We start from the raw sequence: 12901 nt of genomic DNA on the forward strand, positions 1-12901 counted from the left end.
AGTTGATTATGAGGTCCGTGAATGCCCCGCAGCACCTGGTTCAAAGCATTATTGTTGTTTGTTGCCCTTTGGGCACCCTTAAGTCAGGCAGAAACGGGATGGCAGCCGATTCAGGAAACCATCCGTAAAAGTGATAAAGATAACCGCCAGTATCAGGCTATACGTCTGGATAACGGTATGGTGGTCTTGCTGGTTTCTGATCCGCAGGCAGTTAAATCGCTCTCGGCGCTGGTGGTGCCCGTTGGGTCGCTGGAAGATCCCGAGGCGTACCAGGGGCTGGCACATTACCTTGAACATATGAGTCTGATGGGGTCGAAAAAGTACCCGCAGGCTGACAGTCTGGCCGAATATCTCAAAATGCACGGCGGTAGTCACAATGCCAGCACTGCGCCGTATCGCACGGCTTTCTATCTGGAAGTTGAGAACGACGCCTTGCCTGGTGCGGTAGACCGCCTGGCCGATGCTATTGCTGAACCTTTGCTCGACAAGAAATATGCCGAACGTGAGCGTAATGCGGTGAACGCTGAATTAACCATGGCGCGTACGCGTGACGGGATGCGCATGGCACAGGTCAGCGCAGAAACCATTAACCCGGCACACCCCGGTTCAAAGTTTTCTGGTGGTAACCTCGAAACTTTAAGCGATAAACCTGGTAATCCGGTGCAGCAGGCGCTGAAAGATTTCCACGAGAAGTACTATTCCGCCAATCTGATGAAGGCGGTTATTTACAGCAATAAACCGCTGCCGGAGTTGGCAAAAATGGCGGCGGACACCTTTGGTCGCGTGCCGAACAAAGAGAGCAAAAAACCGGAAATCACCGTGCCGGTAGTCACCGACGCGCAAAAGGGCATTATCATTCATTACGTCCCGGCACTGCCGCGTAAAGTTCTGCGCGTTGAGTTTCGCATCGATAACAACTCAGCGAAGTTCCGTAGTAAAACGGATGAATTGATTACCTATCTGATTGGTAATCGCAGCCCAGGTACACTTTCCGACTGGCTGCAAAAGCAGGGATTAGTTGAGGGCATTAGCGCCAACTCCGATCCTATCGTCAACGGCAACAGCGGCGTATTAGCGATCTCTGCGTCTTTAACCGATAAAGGCCTGGCTAATCGCGATCAGGTTGTGGCGGCAATTTTTAGCTATCTCAATCTGTTACGTGAAAAAGGCATTGATAAACAATACTTCGATGAACTGGCGAATGTGCTGGATATCGACTTCCGTTATCCGTCGATCACCCGTGATATGGATTACGTCGAATGGCTGGCAGATACCATGATTCGCGTTCCGGTTGAGCATACGCTGGATGCAGTCAATATTGCCGATCGGTACGATGCTAAAGCAGTAAAAGAACGTCTGGCGATGATGACGCCGCAGAATGCGCGTATCTGGTATATCAGCCCGAAAGAGCCGCACAATAAAACGGCTTATTTTGTCGATGCGCCGTATCAGGTCGATAAAATCAGCGAACAAACTTTCGCTGACTGGCAGCAAAAAGCTGCCAATATTGCGCTCTCCTTACCGGAGCTTAACCCCTATATTCCTGACGATTTCTCGCTGATTAAGTCAGAGAAGAAATATGACCATCCAGAGCTGATTGTTGATGAGTCGAATCTGCGCGTGGTGTATGCGCCAAGCCGTTATTTTTCCAGCGAACCCAAAGCTGATGTCAGCCTGATTTTGCGTAATCCGAAAGCCATGGACAGCGCCCGCAATCAGGTGATGTTTGCGCTCAATGATTATCTCGCAGGGCTGGCGCTTGATCAGTTAAGCAACCAGGCGTCGGTTGGTGGCATAAGTTTTTCCACCAACGCTAACAACGGCCTTATGGTTAATGCTAATGGTTACACCCAGCGTCTGCCGCAGCTGTTCCAGGCATTGCTCGAGGGGTACTTTAGCTATACCGCTACGGAAGATCAGCTTGAGCAGGCGAAGTCCTGGTATAACCAGATGATGGATTCCGCAGAAAAGGGTAAAGCGTTTGAGCAGGCGATTATGCCCGCGCAGATGCTCTCGCAAGTGCCGTACTTCTCGCGAGATGAACGGCGTAAAATTTTGCCCTCCATTACGTTGAAAGAGGTGCTGGCCTATCGCGACGCCTTAAAATCAGGGGCTCGACCAGAGTTTATGGTTATCGGCAACATGACCGAGGCCCAGGCAACAACGCTGGCACGCGATGTGCAAAAACAGTTGGGCGCTGATGGTTCAGAGTGGTGTCGAAACAAAGATGTAGTGGTCGATAAAAAACAATCCGTCATCTTTGAAAAAGCCGGTAACAGCACCGACTCCGCACTGGCAGCGGTATTTGTACCGACTGGCTACGATGAATACACCAGCTCAGCCTATAGCTCTCTGTTGGGGCAGATCGTACAGCCGTGGTTCTACAATCAGTTGCGTACCGAAGAACAATTGGGCTATGCCGTGTTTGCGTTTCCAATGAGCGTGGGGCGTCAGTGGGGCATGGGCTTCCTTTTGCAAAGCAATGATAAACAGCCTTCATTCTTGTGGGAGCGTTACAAGGCGTTTTTCCCAACCGCAGAGGCAAAATTGCGAGCGATGAAGCCAGATGAGTTTGCGCAAATCCAGCAGGCGGTAATTACCCAGATGCTGCAGGCACCGCAAACGCTCGGCGAAGAAGCATCGAAGTTAAGTAAAGATTTCGATCGCGGCAATATGCGCTTCGATTCGCGTGATAAAATCGTGGCCCAGATAAAACTGCTGACGCCGCAAAAACTTGCTGATTTCTTCCATCAGGCGGTGGTCGAGCCGCAAGGCATGGCTATCCTGTCGCAGATTTCCGGCAGCCAGAACGGGAAAGCCGAATATGTGCATCCTGAAGGCTGGAAAGTGTGGGAGAACGTCAGCGCGTTGCAGCAAACAATGCCCCTGATGAGTGAAAAGAATGAGTGATGTCGCCGAGACACTAGATCCTTTGCGCTTGCCCTTACAGGGCGAGCGCCTGATTGAAGCCTCTGCCGGCACAGGCAAAACCTTTACGATTGCGGCGCTCTATTTGCGCCTGTTACTTGGACTAGGCGGTTCCGCCGCCTTTCCCCGCCCGCTGACCGTTGAAGAACTGCTGGTGGTCACCTTTACCGAGGCTGCCACGGCAGAATTGCGCGGTCGTATCCGTAGCAATATCCACGAGTTGCGCATCGCCTGTCTGCGTGAAACCACCGACAATCCACTGTACGAACGCCTGCTGGAAGAGATCGACGATAAAGCGCAAGCCGCGCAGTGGTTGTTGTTAGCCGAACGGCAGATGGATGAAGCGGCAGTCTTTACTATTCACGGTTTTTGCCAGCGCATGCTCAACCTGAATGCCTTTGAATCCGGTATGCTGTTTGAGCAGCAGCTGATTGAAGATGAGTCTCTGCTACGCTACCAGGCCTGCGCCGATTTCTGGCGTCGCCACTGCTACCCGCTGCCGCGTGAAATTGCCCTGGTGGTCTTTGAAACCTGGAAAGGGCCGCAGGCGTTGCTGCGCGATATTAATCGTTATCTGCAAGGCGAAGCACCGGTTATCAAAGCACCGCCGCCCGATGATGAAACGCTGGCTTCCCGCCACGCGCAAATTGTGGCGCGTATTGATACGGTAAAACAGCAGTGGCGCGACGCAGTGGGTGAACTGGATGCGCTGATCGAATCTTCTGGTATTGATCGACGCAAGTTTAACCGTAGCAATCAGGCTAAATGGATCGAGAAGATCAGCGCCTGGGCAGAAGAAGAGACCAACAGTTATCAGTTACCGGAGTCGCTGGAAAAATTCTCTCAGCGTTTCTTAGAAGATCGCACGAAAGCCGGGGGGGAAACCCCGCGACATCCACTGTTTGAGGCGATCGAACAACTGCTTGCAGAACCATTGTCGATCCGTGATCTGGTGATAACCCGCGCATTGGCTGAGATCCGCGAAACAGTAGCGCGTGAAAAACGCCGCCGTGGCGAATTGGGTTTTGATGACATGTTAAGTCGGCTCGATTCCGCGCTGCGTAGCGAAAGCGGCGAGGTGTTGGCAGCGGCGATCCGTACGCGATTCCCGGTGGCAATGATTGATGAATTTCAGGATACCGACCCCCAGCAGTACCGAATTTTTCGCCGTATCTGGCACCATCAGCCGGAAACCGCATTGTTGCTGATTGGCGACCCGAAACAGGCCATATATGCATTCCGGGGTGCGGATATCTTCACTTATATGAAGGCGCGTAGCGAAGTTCACGCCCACTACACTTTAGACACCAACTGGCGTTCCGCACCAGGAATGGTGAACAGTGTGAACAAGCTTTTCAGCCAGACTGATGACGCGTTCATGTTTCGCGAAATACCGTTTATTCCAGTGAAATCAGCCGGGAAAAATCAGGCGTTACGTTTTGTGTTTAAAGGTGAAACGCAGCCTGCGATGAAAATGTGGCTGATGGAAGGCGAAAGCTGCGGCGTTGGCGACTATCAAAGTACCATGGCGCAGGTATGTGCTGCGCAAATCCGCGACTGGCTACAAGCCGGACAGCGGGGCGAAGCGTTGCTGATGAACGGCGACGACGCGCGTCCGGTGCGTGCTTCGGACATCAGTGTGCTGGTGCGCAGCCGCCAGGAGGCCGCCCAGGTGCGCGACGCCTTAACGTTGCTGGAAATCCCTTCCGTTTACCTTTCGAACCGCGACAGTGTTTTTGAAACTCTGGAAGCGCAGGAAATGCTTTGGTTGTTGCAGGCGGTGATGACGCCCGAACGTGAGAACACCCTGCGTAGTGCGCTGGCAACGTCAATGATGGGGCTGAACGCGCTGGATATCGAAACGCTGAACAATGACGAACATGCGTGGGATGTGGTAGTCGAAGAGTTCGATGGTTATCGGCAAATCTGGCGCAAACGTGGCGTTATGCCGATGCTGCGGGCGCTGATGTCGGCGCGTAACATTGCTGAAAACTTGCTGGCAACGGCAGGCGGTGAGCGGCGTCTTACCGATATCTTGCATATCAGCGAACTGCTACAAGAAGCCGGAACGCAGCTGGAAAGTGAACATGCGCTGGTACGCTGGTTATCGCAACATATCCTCGAGCCAGACAGTAATGCCTCCAGCCAACAAATGCGTCTCGAAAGTGATAAACATCTGGTGCAGATTGTCACGATCCACAAATCGAAAGGGCTGGAATATCCATTGGTCTGGCTGCCGTTTATCACCAATTTCCGCGTCCAGGATCAGGCGTTTTATCACGATCGCCACTCGTTTGAGGCAGTTTTGGATCTTAACGCTGCGCCAGAAAGCGTCGACCTCGCGGAGGTCGAACGTCTGGCGGAAGATCTGCGTTTGCTTTACGTGGCGCTGACGCGTTCGGTTTGGCATTGCAGTCTCGGCGTTGCACCGCTGGTGCGCCGTCGTGGCGATAAAAAAGGTGACACCGACGTCCACCAAAGTGCGCTCGGGCGTTTGCTGCAAAAAGGGGAACCGCAAGATGCGGCAGGGCTTCGCACCTGTATTGAAGCGTTATGCGATGATGATATTGCCTGGCAAACGGCACAAACTGGTGATAACCAGCCCTGGCAGGTTAATGATGCTTTAACTGCAGAACTGAATGCGAGGACACTACAACGATTGCCCGGCGATAACTGGCGTGTCACCAGCTACTCCGGCTTGCAGCAGCGTGGTCACGGTATCGCTCAGGATCTGATGCCACGGCTGGATGTTGATGCCGCAGGCGTGGTCAGCATCGTTGAAGAACCGACGTTAACACCGCATCAGTTCCCGCGCGGTGCGTCACCGGGGACATTCTTGCACAGTTTGTTTGAAGACCTCGATTTTACCCAGCCGGTTGACCCGAACTGGGTACAGGAAAAACTGGAACTCGGCGGCTTTGAATCGCAGTGGGAACCGGTGTTGACCGAGTGGATCACGGCTGTCCTCCAGGCACCTCTCAATGAAACGGGTGTTAGCCTGAGTCAGCTTTCCGACCGCGATAAACAGGTGGAGATGGAGTTTTACCTGCCGATTAGCGAACCGCTCATCGCCAGCCAGCTTGATGCACTAATTCGCCAGTTTGACCCGCTATCCGCTGGCTGCCCGCCGCTGGAGTTCATGCAGGTACGCGGCATGTTAAAAGGCTTTATCGACCTGGTATTCCGCCACGAAGGGCGTTATTACCTGCTCGACTATAAATCCAACTGGCTGGGTGAAGACAGTTCGGCTTACACCCAACAGGCTATGGCAGCAGCGATGCAGGCACACCGCTATGATCTGCAATATCAGCTTTATACCCTGGCGCTGCATCGTTATCTGCGCCATCGCATTGCTGATTACGACTATGATCGTCACTTTGGCGGCGTTATCTATCTGTTCCTGCGTGGCGTTGATAAAGAACATCCGCAACAAGGGATTTACACAACCCGACCCAACGCCGGGTTGATTGCCCTGATGGATGAGATGTTTGCCGGTATGACCCTGGAGGAGGCGTAATGAAATTGCAAAAGCAATTACTGGAAGCTGTGGAGCACAAACAGCTACGCCCGCTGGATGTGCAATTTGCCCTGACCGTGGCGGGAGATGAACATCCTGCCGTCACCCTCGCGGCGGCACTGTTAAGTCATGATGCCGGAGAGGGACACGTCTGTTTGCCGCTTTCACGACTGGAAAATAACGAGGCGTCGCATCCGCTGTTGGCGACCTGTGTCAGTGAAATCGGTGAGCTACAAAATTGGGAAGAATGCTTGCTGGCTTCTCAAGCGGTCAGCAGGGGAGATGAACCCACGCCGATGATCCTCTGTGGCGATCGTCTTTATTTGAATCGCATGTGGTGTAACGAGCGGACGGTAGCGCGCTTCTTCAATGAGGTGAATCATGCCATTGAGGTTGATGAAGCTCTACTGGCGCAAACCCTGGACAAACTTTTTCCAGTAAGCGATGAAATTAACTGGCAAAAAGTTGCAGCGGCAGTGGCGCTGACGCGGCGGATCTCGGTGATTTCCGGCGGCCCAGGCACCGGTAAAACGACCACCGTGGCGAAGTTACTGGCAGCGTTAATTCAAATGGCCGACGGCGAACGCTGCCGTATCCGTCTGGCTGCACCAACGGGTAAAGCTGCCGCGCGCTTAACCGAATCTCTCGGCAAGGCTTTGCGACAGTTACCGCTGACCGATGAACAAAAGAAACGCATTCCGGAAGATGCCAGTACTTTGCACCGATTGCTGGGTGCGCAGCCGGGTAGCCAGCGTTTACGTCATCATGCCGGTAACCCGCTGCATCTTGATGTGCTGGTGGTAGATGAAGCGTCAATGATCGATCTGCCTATGATGTCGAGACTGATCGACGCCTTGCCCGATCATGCGCGAGTGATCTTTCTCGGCGATCGTGATCAACTGGCCTCGGTTGAGGCTGGGGCTGTGCTGGGCGATATCTGCGCTTATGCCAATGCCGGCTTTACCGCCGAGCGTGCCGGGCAGCTAAGCCGCCTGACGGGAACTCACGTTCCGGCAGGAACTGGCACAGAAGCGGCATCTTTGCGCGACAGTCTCTGCCTGCTGCAAAAAAGCTATCGTTTCGGCAGTGATTCTGGCATTGGTCAGTTAGCTGCGGCGATCAACCGTGGTGATAAAACGGCAGTGAAAACCGTTTTTCAGCAGGATTTTACTGATATCGAAAAACGGCTTTTACAGAGCGGAGAAGATTATATTGCGATGCTTGAGGAAGCTCTTGCGGGTTATGGACGTTATCTGGATCTGCTGCAAGCGCGTGCCGAGCCGGATTTAATCATTCAGGCGTTCAATGAGTACCAACTTTTGTGCGCCCTGCGGGAAGGGCCGTTTGGCGTGGCTGGACTGAATGAGCGAATTGAGCAGTTTATGCAACAGAAGCGCAAAATTCATCGTCATCCGCACTCTCGTTGGTACGAAGGTCGACCGGTAATGATTGCCCGTAATGACAGCGCGCTTGGGTTGTTTAATGGCGATATCGGTATTGCGCTGGATCGCGGGCAGGGGACGCGCGTCTGGTTTGCGATGCCGGACGGCAATATTAAGTCTGTGCAACCGAGTCGCTTGCCAGAGCACGAAACTACGTGGGCGATGACGGTACATAAATCGCAGGGATCGGAGTTCGACCATGCGGCGTTGATTTTACCGAGCCAACGCACGCCGGTAGTAACGCGAGAGCTGGTATACACCGCGGTGACCCGCGCGCGTCGCCGTCTGTCGCTGTATGCCGATGAGCGTATATTAAGTGCGGCAATCGCCACTCGTACTGAGCGGCGCAGTGGTCTGGCGGCGTTGTTTAGTTCGCGGGAATAAACGTAATTGCCGGATGCGACGCACGAGTGTTACGCATGTCGCATCCGACAATTTTCATCGCTTACCCTAAATCCGCCATCAACACTTTGGATTTACGCTGGTAGTTGTACAACTGCTTTTTGCTCTCGGGCAGTAAATCAATATCCACCGGGGTAAATCCACGTTCCTGGAACCAGTGAATACTGCGCGTGGTCAGCACAAACAATTTGCTTAAGCCGCTCTGCTTCGCCTGAGCGGTAATGCGTTCCAGCAGAACCTCGCCCCGTGATGAACTGCGGTAATCCGGGTGAACTGCCACACAGGCCATTTCCCCAATCTTCTCTTCCGGGAACGGATAGAGCGCGGCGCAGGCAATAGTCGTGTTATCGCGCTGAATAATGGTGAATTTGTCGATTTCCATCTCCAGCTGCTCGCGAGAACGGCGCACCAGAATACCTTGCTGCTCCAGCGGGCGAATCAACTCCAGAATACCGCCAATATCGTTGATTGTTGCGCGACGAATCTGCTCGGCGCTTTCCATCACAATCTGCGTACCGATACCGTCGCGTGAGAACAACTCTTGCAACAGCGCGCCATCTTCCTGATAACTGATTAAATGACAGCGACGCACGCCGCTGCGGCAGGCTTTCACTGCGCCACGCAAAAAGCGCACCGTACCGGAGTTGTAATCGCCTTTCTCTTCCTGGGCTTCTACCCGCGCTTGCGCTTCGTTAGGGAAAAGTTCTGAGACAATATCACCGTCGTCATTAGTAACGCCCTGGGAAGAGCAAAAACCAATCATCTTTTCAGCTTTCAGTTTGATGGCTAGTTGAGTGGCAATCTCTTCCGAGGTCAGATTAAAGCTCTCGCCAGTGACTGAAACAGCGACCGGCCCCATTAGCACTATTGCACCGCTGTCCAGTTGACGATGGATCGCGTCTTCATCAATCCGCCGGATACGCCCGCTATGGCAGTAATCCACGCCGTCATCGACGCCCAGCGGCTGGGCAATAATAAAATTGCCACTAACGACGTTGATATGCGCGCCCTGTAGCGGCGTGTTATTGAGACTCATCGACAGGCGAGCAGTAATATCCAGTTGCAATGTTCCCGCAGCCTGCTTCACCAGTTCCAGTGTTTTGGCGTCGGTCACACGTATATTCTTGTGATACAGCGGTTCGTGGTGATGCGCAGCCAGATTTGCGTCGATCTGCGGACGTGCGCCATAGACCACCACCAGACGGATGCCGAGGCTGTGCAACAACCCGATATCATTAACGATACTGGAGAAATTCTCATGCTCAATGGCTTCACCGCCGAGCATGATGACAAACGTTTTTCCCCGGTGGGTATTGATATAGGGAACCGAATGGCGGAATCCCTCGACCAACTCGGTTTTACGTTCCTTTACCACGGCACACCCCTTTGCATTATTATTCGAAATTATTGTATTTTTATTTTGTTTTTTCGCAGGGTGCAAGTGTAAATTTTATGCGAGAGCGACTTTTTTATCAGTAATGCCGTGAATATAAAAAGAATGTTTACCGTTTATTAGATGACAGATTATGCGTCTTTCGCTAAAGTTTCCGGTCAAATTAGTCGTTTACTTGTTACACAGCTTAGATTTCTTTTGCTCGGGAGAGGCATGTCAGGATCCAACACTGCAATCAGCCGTCGTCGTTTACTGCAAGGCGCGGGCGCTATGTGGCTATTGAGCGTAAGTCAGGTCAGCCTGGCTGCGGTTAGCCAGGTCGTGGCGGTGCGCGTCTGGCCTGCGTCCAGCTACACCCGCGTGACGGTAGAATCAAATCGTCAGCTGAAATATAAGCAGTTCGCGTTGAGTAACCCGGAACGCGTGGTGGTGGATATCGAAGATGTAAACCTGAACTCGGTACTCAAGGGGATGGCGGCACAAATTCGTGCAGACGACCCGTTCATCAAGTCGGCGCGCGTCGGGCAATTTGACCCGCAGACCGTACGGATGGTTTTTGAATTAAAGCAAAACGTAAAACCGCAGCTGTTTGCCCTTGCGCCGGTCGCCGGGTTTAAAGAGCGTCTGGTGATGGACCTCTATCCGGCCAATGCACAGGATATGCAGGACCCGCTGCTGGCGCTGCTGGAGGATTACAACAAAGGCGACCTCGAAAAGCAGGTGCCGCCAGCACAAAGTGGTCCACAACCGGGTAAAGCAGGGCGCGATCGTCCTATTGTTATTATGCTTGACCCTGGCCACGGCGGCGAAGACTCCGGTGCGGTGGGGAAATACAAAACGCGCGAAAAAGACGTGGTATTGCAAATAGCTCGCCGTCTGCGCTCTCTGATCGAGAAAGAGGGCAATATGAAGGTGTACATGACGCGCAATGAAGACATCTTCATTCCGTTGCAAGTGCGCGTAGCAAAAGCCCAGAAACAGCGTGCCGACCTGTTTGTCTCTATCCATGCCGACGCCTTTACCAGTCGCCAGCCGAGCGGTTCCTCAGTGTTTGCGCTCTCAACCAAAGGCGCAACCAGTACTGCGGCAAAATATCTGGCACAGACCCAGAACGCCTCGGACTTGATTGGTGGCGTGAGCAAAAGCGGTGACCGCTATGTCGACCACACCATGTTCGATATGGTGCAGTCGCTGACCATTGCCGACAGCCTTAAGTTTGGTAAAGCGGTGCTGAATAAGCTCGGTAAAATCAACAAGCTGCATAAAAATCAGGTTGAACAGGCCGGGTTTGCCGTGCTGAAAGCGCCTGATATTCCCTCCATTCTGGTCGAAACGGCGTTTATCAGTAACGTTGAGGAAGAGCGTAAACTGAAAACGGCGACTTTCCAGCAGGAAGTTGCGGAGTCTATTCTTGCGGGAATTAAAGCGTATTTTGCCGATGGGGCGACGCTGGCGAGAAGGGGATGATAAAAAGGCGCTGAATGGCGCTTTTTTTATGGGAGAGCAGAAACAAAAAAACACCCGTTAGGGTGTTCAATAATTGGTTGCGGGGGCCGGATTTGAACCGACGACCTTCGGGTTATGAGCCCGACGAGCTACCAGGCTGCTCCACCCCGCGTCACCGTATTGCTTTTACTTCATCAAATTTGATTGGTTGCGGGGGCCGGATTTGAACCGACGACCTTCGGGTTATGAGCCCGACGAGCTACCAGGCTGCTCCACCCCGCGTCACCGTACTGCTTTACTTCATCAAATTTTAATTGGTTGCGGGGGCCGGATTTGAACCGACGACCTTCGGGTTATGAGCCCGACGAGCTACCAGGCTGCTCCACCCCGCGTCCGTGGATGCGCACTATACTCCGCTCGCGTTTTCATGCAACCTTTTTTTTACCCCGATCACGGATTTGGCATGATTTTGAACAAAAACAAATCACTAAAGCCTATTTTTTGTGCAAAATTTGCGTCAGGGAGAGGCTGCTCATTTCATTAAACGCGGCGGTTTGTTATCTTCGTTGCGCCTTATTTTTTAACCTGAAGAAGAGAACAATGAAAGGACGTTGGGTAAAGTACCTTCTTATGGGCACGGTTGTGGCAATGCTTGCCGCCTGCTCTTCCAAACCAACCGATCGCGGACAGCAATATAAAGACGGGAAATTTACCCAGCCTTTCTCTCTGGTGAACCAGCCAGATGCCGTTGGCGCGCCGATTAACGCCGGTGATTTTGCCGAGCAAATTAACCATATCCGTAATTCGTCACCGCGTCTGTATGGCAACCAGAGTAATGTTTATAACGCGGTGCAAGAGTGGCTGCGCGCAGGCGGTGATACCCGCAATATGCGCCAGTTCGGCATTGATGCCTGGCAGATGGAAGGTGCCGACAACTATGGTAACGTGCAGTTTACAGGCTATTACACGCCGGTAATTCAGGCGCGCCATACCCGCCAGGGCGAGTTCCAGTATCCGATTTACCGTATGCCGCCAAAACGTGGTCGTCTGCCGTCTCGTGCGGAGATCTACGCAGGGGCGCTGAGTGATAAATATATTCTCGCTTACAGCAACTCCCTGATGGATAACTTCATTATGGATGTGCAGGGTAGCGGGTATATCGACTTTGGTGATGGCAGTCCGCTTAACTTTTTCAGCTATGCAGGGAAAAACGGTCATGCCTATCGCAGCATTGGTAAGGTGCTGATCGACCGTGGCGAAGTGAAAAAAGAAGATATGTCGATGCAGGCGATTCGTCATTGGGGCGAAACACACAGTGAAGCCGAGGTTCGCGAGCTGCTGGAACAGAACCCGTCTTTCGTTTTCTTTAAACCGCAATCTTTTGCACCGGTGAAAGGGGCAAGTGCGGTGCCGCTGGTTGGCCGTGCTTCTGTTGCCTCCGATCGTTCAATTATTCCGCCAGGTACTACCTTGCTGGCAGAAGTGCCGCTGCTGGATAATAACGGCAAATTTAACGGTCAGTACGAATTGCGTCTGATGGTGGCGCTGGATGTCGGTGGCGCAATCAAAGGCCAACACTTCGATATCTATCAAGGGATCGGGCCGGAAGCCGGACATCGCGCAGGTTGGTACAACCACTATGGACGTGTCTGGGTGCTGAAAACCGCCCCGGGCGCAGGTAACGTCTTTAGCGGCTGATGTGTTATTCTGTATACCGTTTTTACGGATACGCCAGGGTGAGGGATAACCTCACCCTTTTTAATTCTGAGGTGC

6 protein-coding genes and 3 tRNA genes are annotated in these 12901 nt (G+C 52.8%); 5 read left to right on the forward strand and 4 right to left on the reverse strand.

Annotation, left to right across the window (positions count from 1 at the left end):
- Positions 1-21 precede the first annotated feature (21 nt).
- Genes ptrA through recD form a run of 3 tightly spaced genes read left to right on the forward strand, consistent with a single transcriptional unit; the run spans position 22 to position 8271 of the window.
- Positions 22-2910, forward strand: a complete 2889-nt coding sequence (gene ptrA / locus ACJHXA_RS05385) for a pitrilysin (protein ID WP_001138163.1) — start codon at positions 22-24, stop codon at positions 2908-2910.
- Positions 2903-6445 carry an exodeoxyribonuclease V subunit beta gene (recB, locus tag ACJHXA_RS05390; RefSeq protein WP_153677277.1) on the forward strand — a complete coding sequence of 1181 codons (3543 nt, stop codon included), beginning with the start codon at positions 2903-2905 and terminating at the stop codon, positions 6443-6445. The genes ptrA and recB overlap by 8 nt, the downstream gene beginning before the upstream one ends.
- The gene (gene recD / locus ACJHXA_RS05395; protein WP_000775946.1) at positions 6445-8271 is read left to right on the forward strand and encodes an exodeoxyribonuclease V subunit alpha; all 1827 of its coding nucleotides are present in this window, start codon (positions 6445-6447) and stop codon (positions 8269-8271) included. Before recB ends, recD begins: the two co-directional genes overlap by 1 nt.
- A gap of 61 nt (positions 8272-8332) precedes the next feature.
- On the opposite strand, the gene argA is transcribed toward recD, so the two are convergent.
- Entirely contained in the window at positions 8333-9664 is a 1332-nt protein-coding gene (argA, locus tag ACJHXA_RS05400; protein WP_000237948.1) for an amino-acid N-acetyltransferase, read from the reverse strand.
- Positions 9665-9895: 231 nt separating this feature from the next.
- On the opposite strand from argA, the gene amiC reads away from it, so the two are divergent.
- A complete protein-coding gene (gene amiC, locus ACJHXA_RS05405; protein WP_000016907.1) occupies positions 9896-11149 on the forward strand; it encodes an N-acetylmuramoyl-L-alanine amidase AmiC in 1254 nt (417 codons plus the stop codon).
- Between the two features lie 74 nt (positions 11150-11223).
- Here amiC and ACJHXA_RS05410 read toward each other — a convergent pair.
- The 3 genes from ACJHXA_RS05410 to ACJHXA_RS05420 form a co-directional block, all read right to left on the reverse strand.
- Positions 11224-11300: transfer RNA gene (locus tag ACJHXA_RS05410), tRNA-Met, on the reverse strand.
- Between the two features lie 33 nt (positions 11301-11333).
- Positions 11334-11410: transfer RNA gene (locus tag ACJHXA_RS05415), tRNA-Met, on the reverse strand.
- Between the two features lie 33 nt (positions 11411-11443).
- Positions 11444-11520: transfer RNA gene (locus ACJHXA_RS05420), tRNA-Met, on the reverse strand.
- 208 nt (positions 11521-11728) lie between these two features.
- On the opposite strand from ACJHXA_RS05420, the gene mltA reads away from it, so the two are divergent.
- Positions 11729-12826: a murein transglycosylase A gene (gene mltA / locus ACJHXA_RS05425; protein WP_000678646.1), complete on the forward strand. Its 1098-nt coding sequence runs from the start codon at positions 11729-11731 to the stop codon at positions 12824-12826.
- Positions 12827-12901: the final 75 nt, after the last annotated feature.

The sequence above is a fragment of the Escherichia sp. WS33 genome, assembly GCF_046486385.1.
Classification (GTDB): domain Bacteria; phylum Pseudomonadota; class Gammaproteobacteria; order Enterobacterales; family Enterobacteriaceae; genus ECMA0423.

What these genes read in the sequence shown, in the direction of transcription:
- amiC (WP_000016907.1), top strand. Translation starts at nt 9,896, where the DNA reads ATGTCAGGATCCAACACTGCAATCAGCCGTCGTCGTTTACTGCAAGGC.
- recD (WP_000775946.1), top strand. Translation starts at nt 6,445, where the DNA reads ATGAAATTGCAAAAGCAATTACTGGAAGCTGTGGAGCACAAACAGCTA.
- mltA (WP_000678646.1), top strand. Translation starts at nt 11,729, where the DNA reads ATGAAAGGACGTTGGGTAAAGTACCTTCTTATGGGCACGGTTGTGGCA.
- recB (WP_153677277.1), top strand. Translation starts at nt 2,903, where the DNA reads ATGAGTGATGTCGCCGAGACACTAGATCCTTTGCGCTTGCCCTTACAG.
- ptrA (WP_001138163.1), top strand. Translation starts at nt 22, where the DNA reads ATGCCCCGCAGCACCTGGTTCAAAGCATTATTGTTGTTTGTTGCCCTT.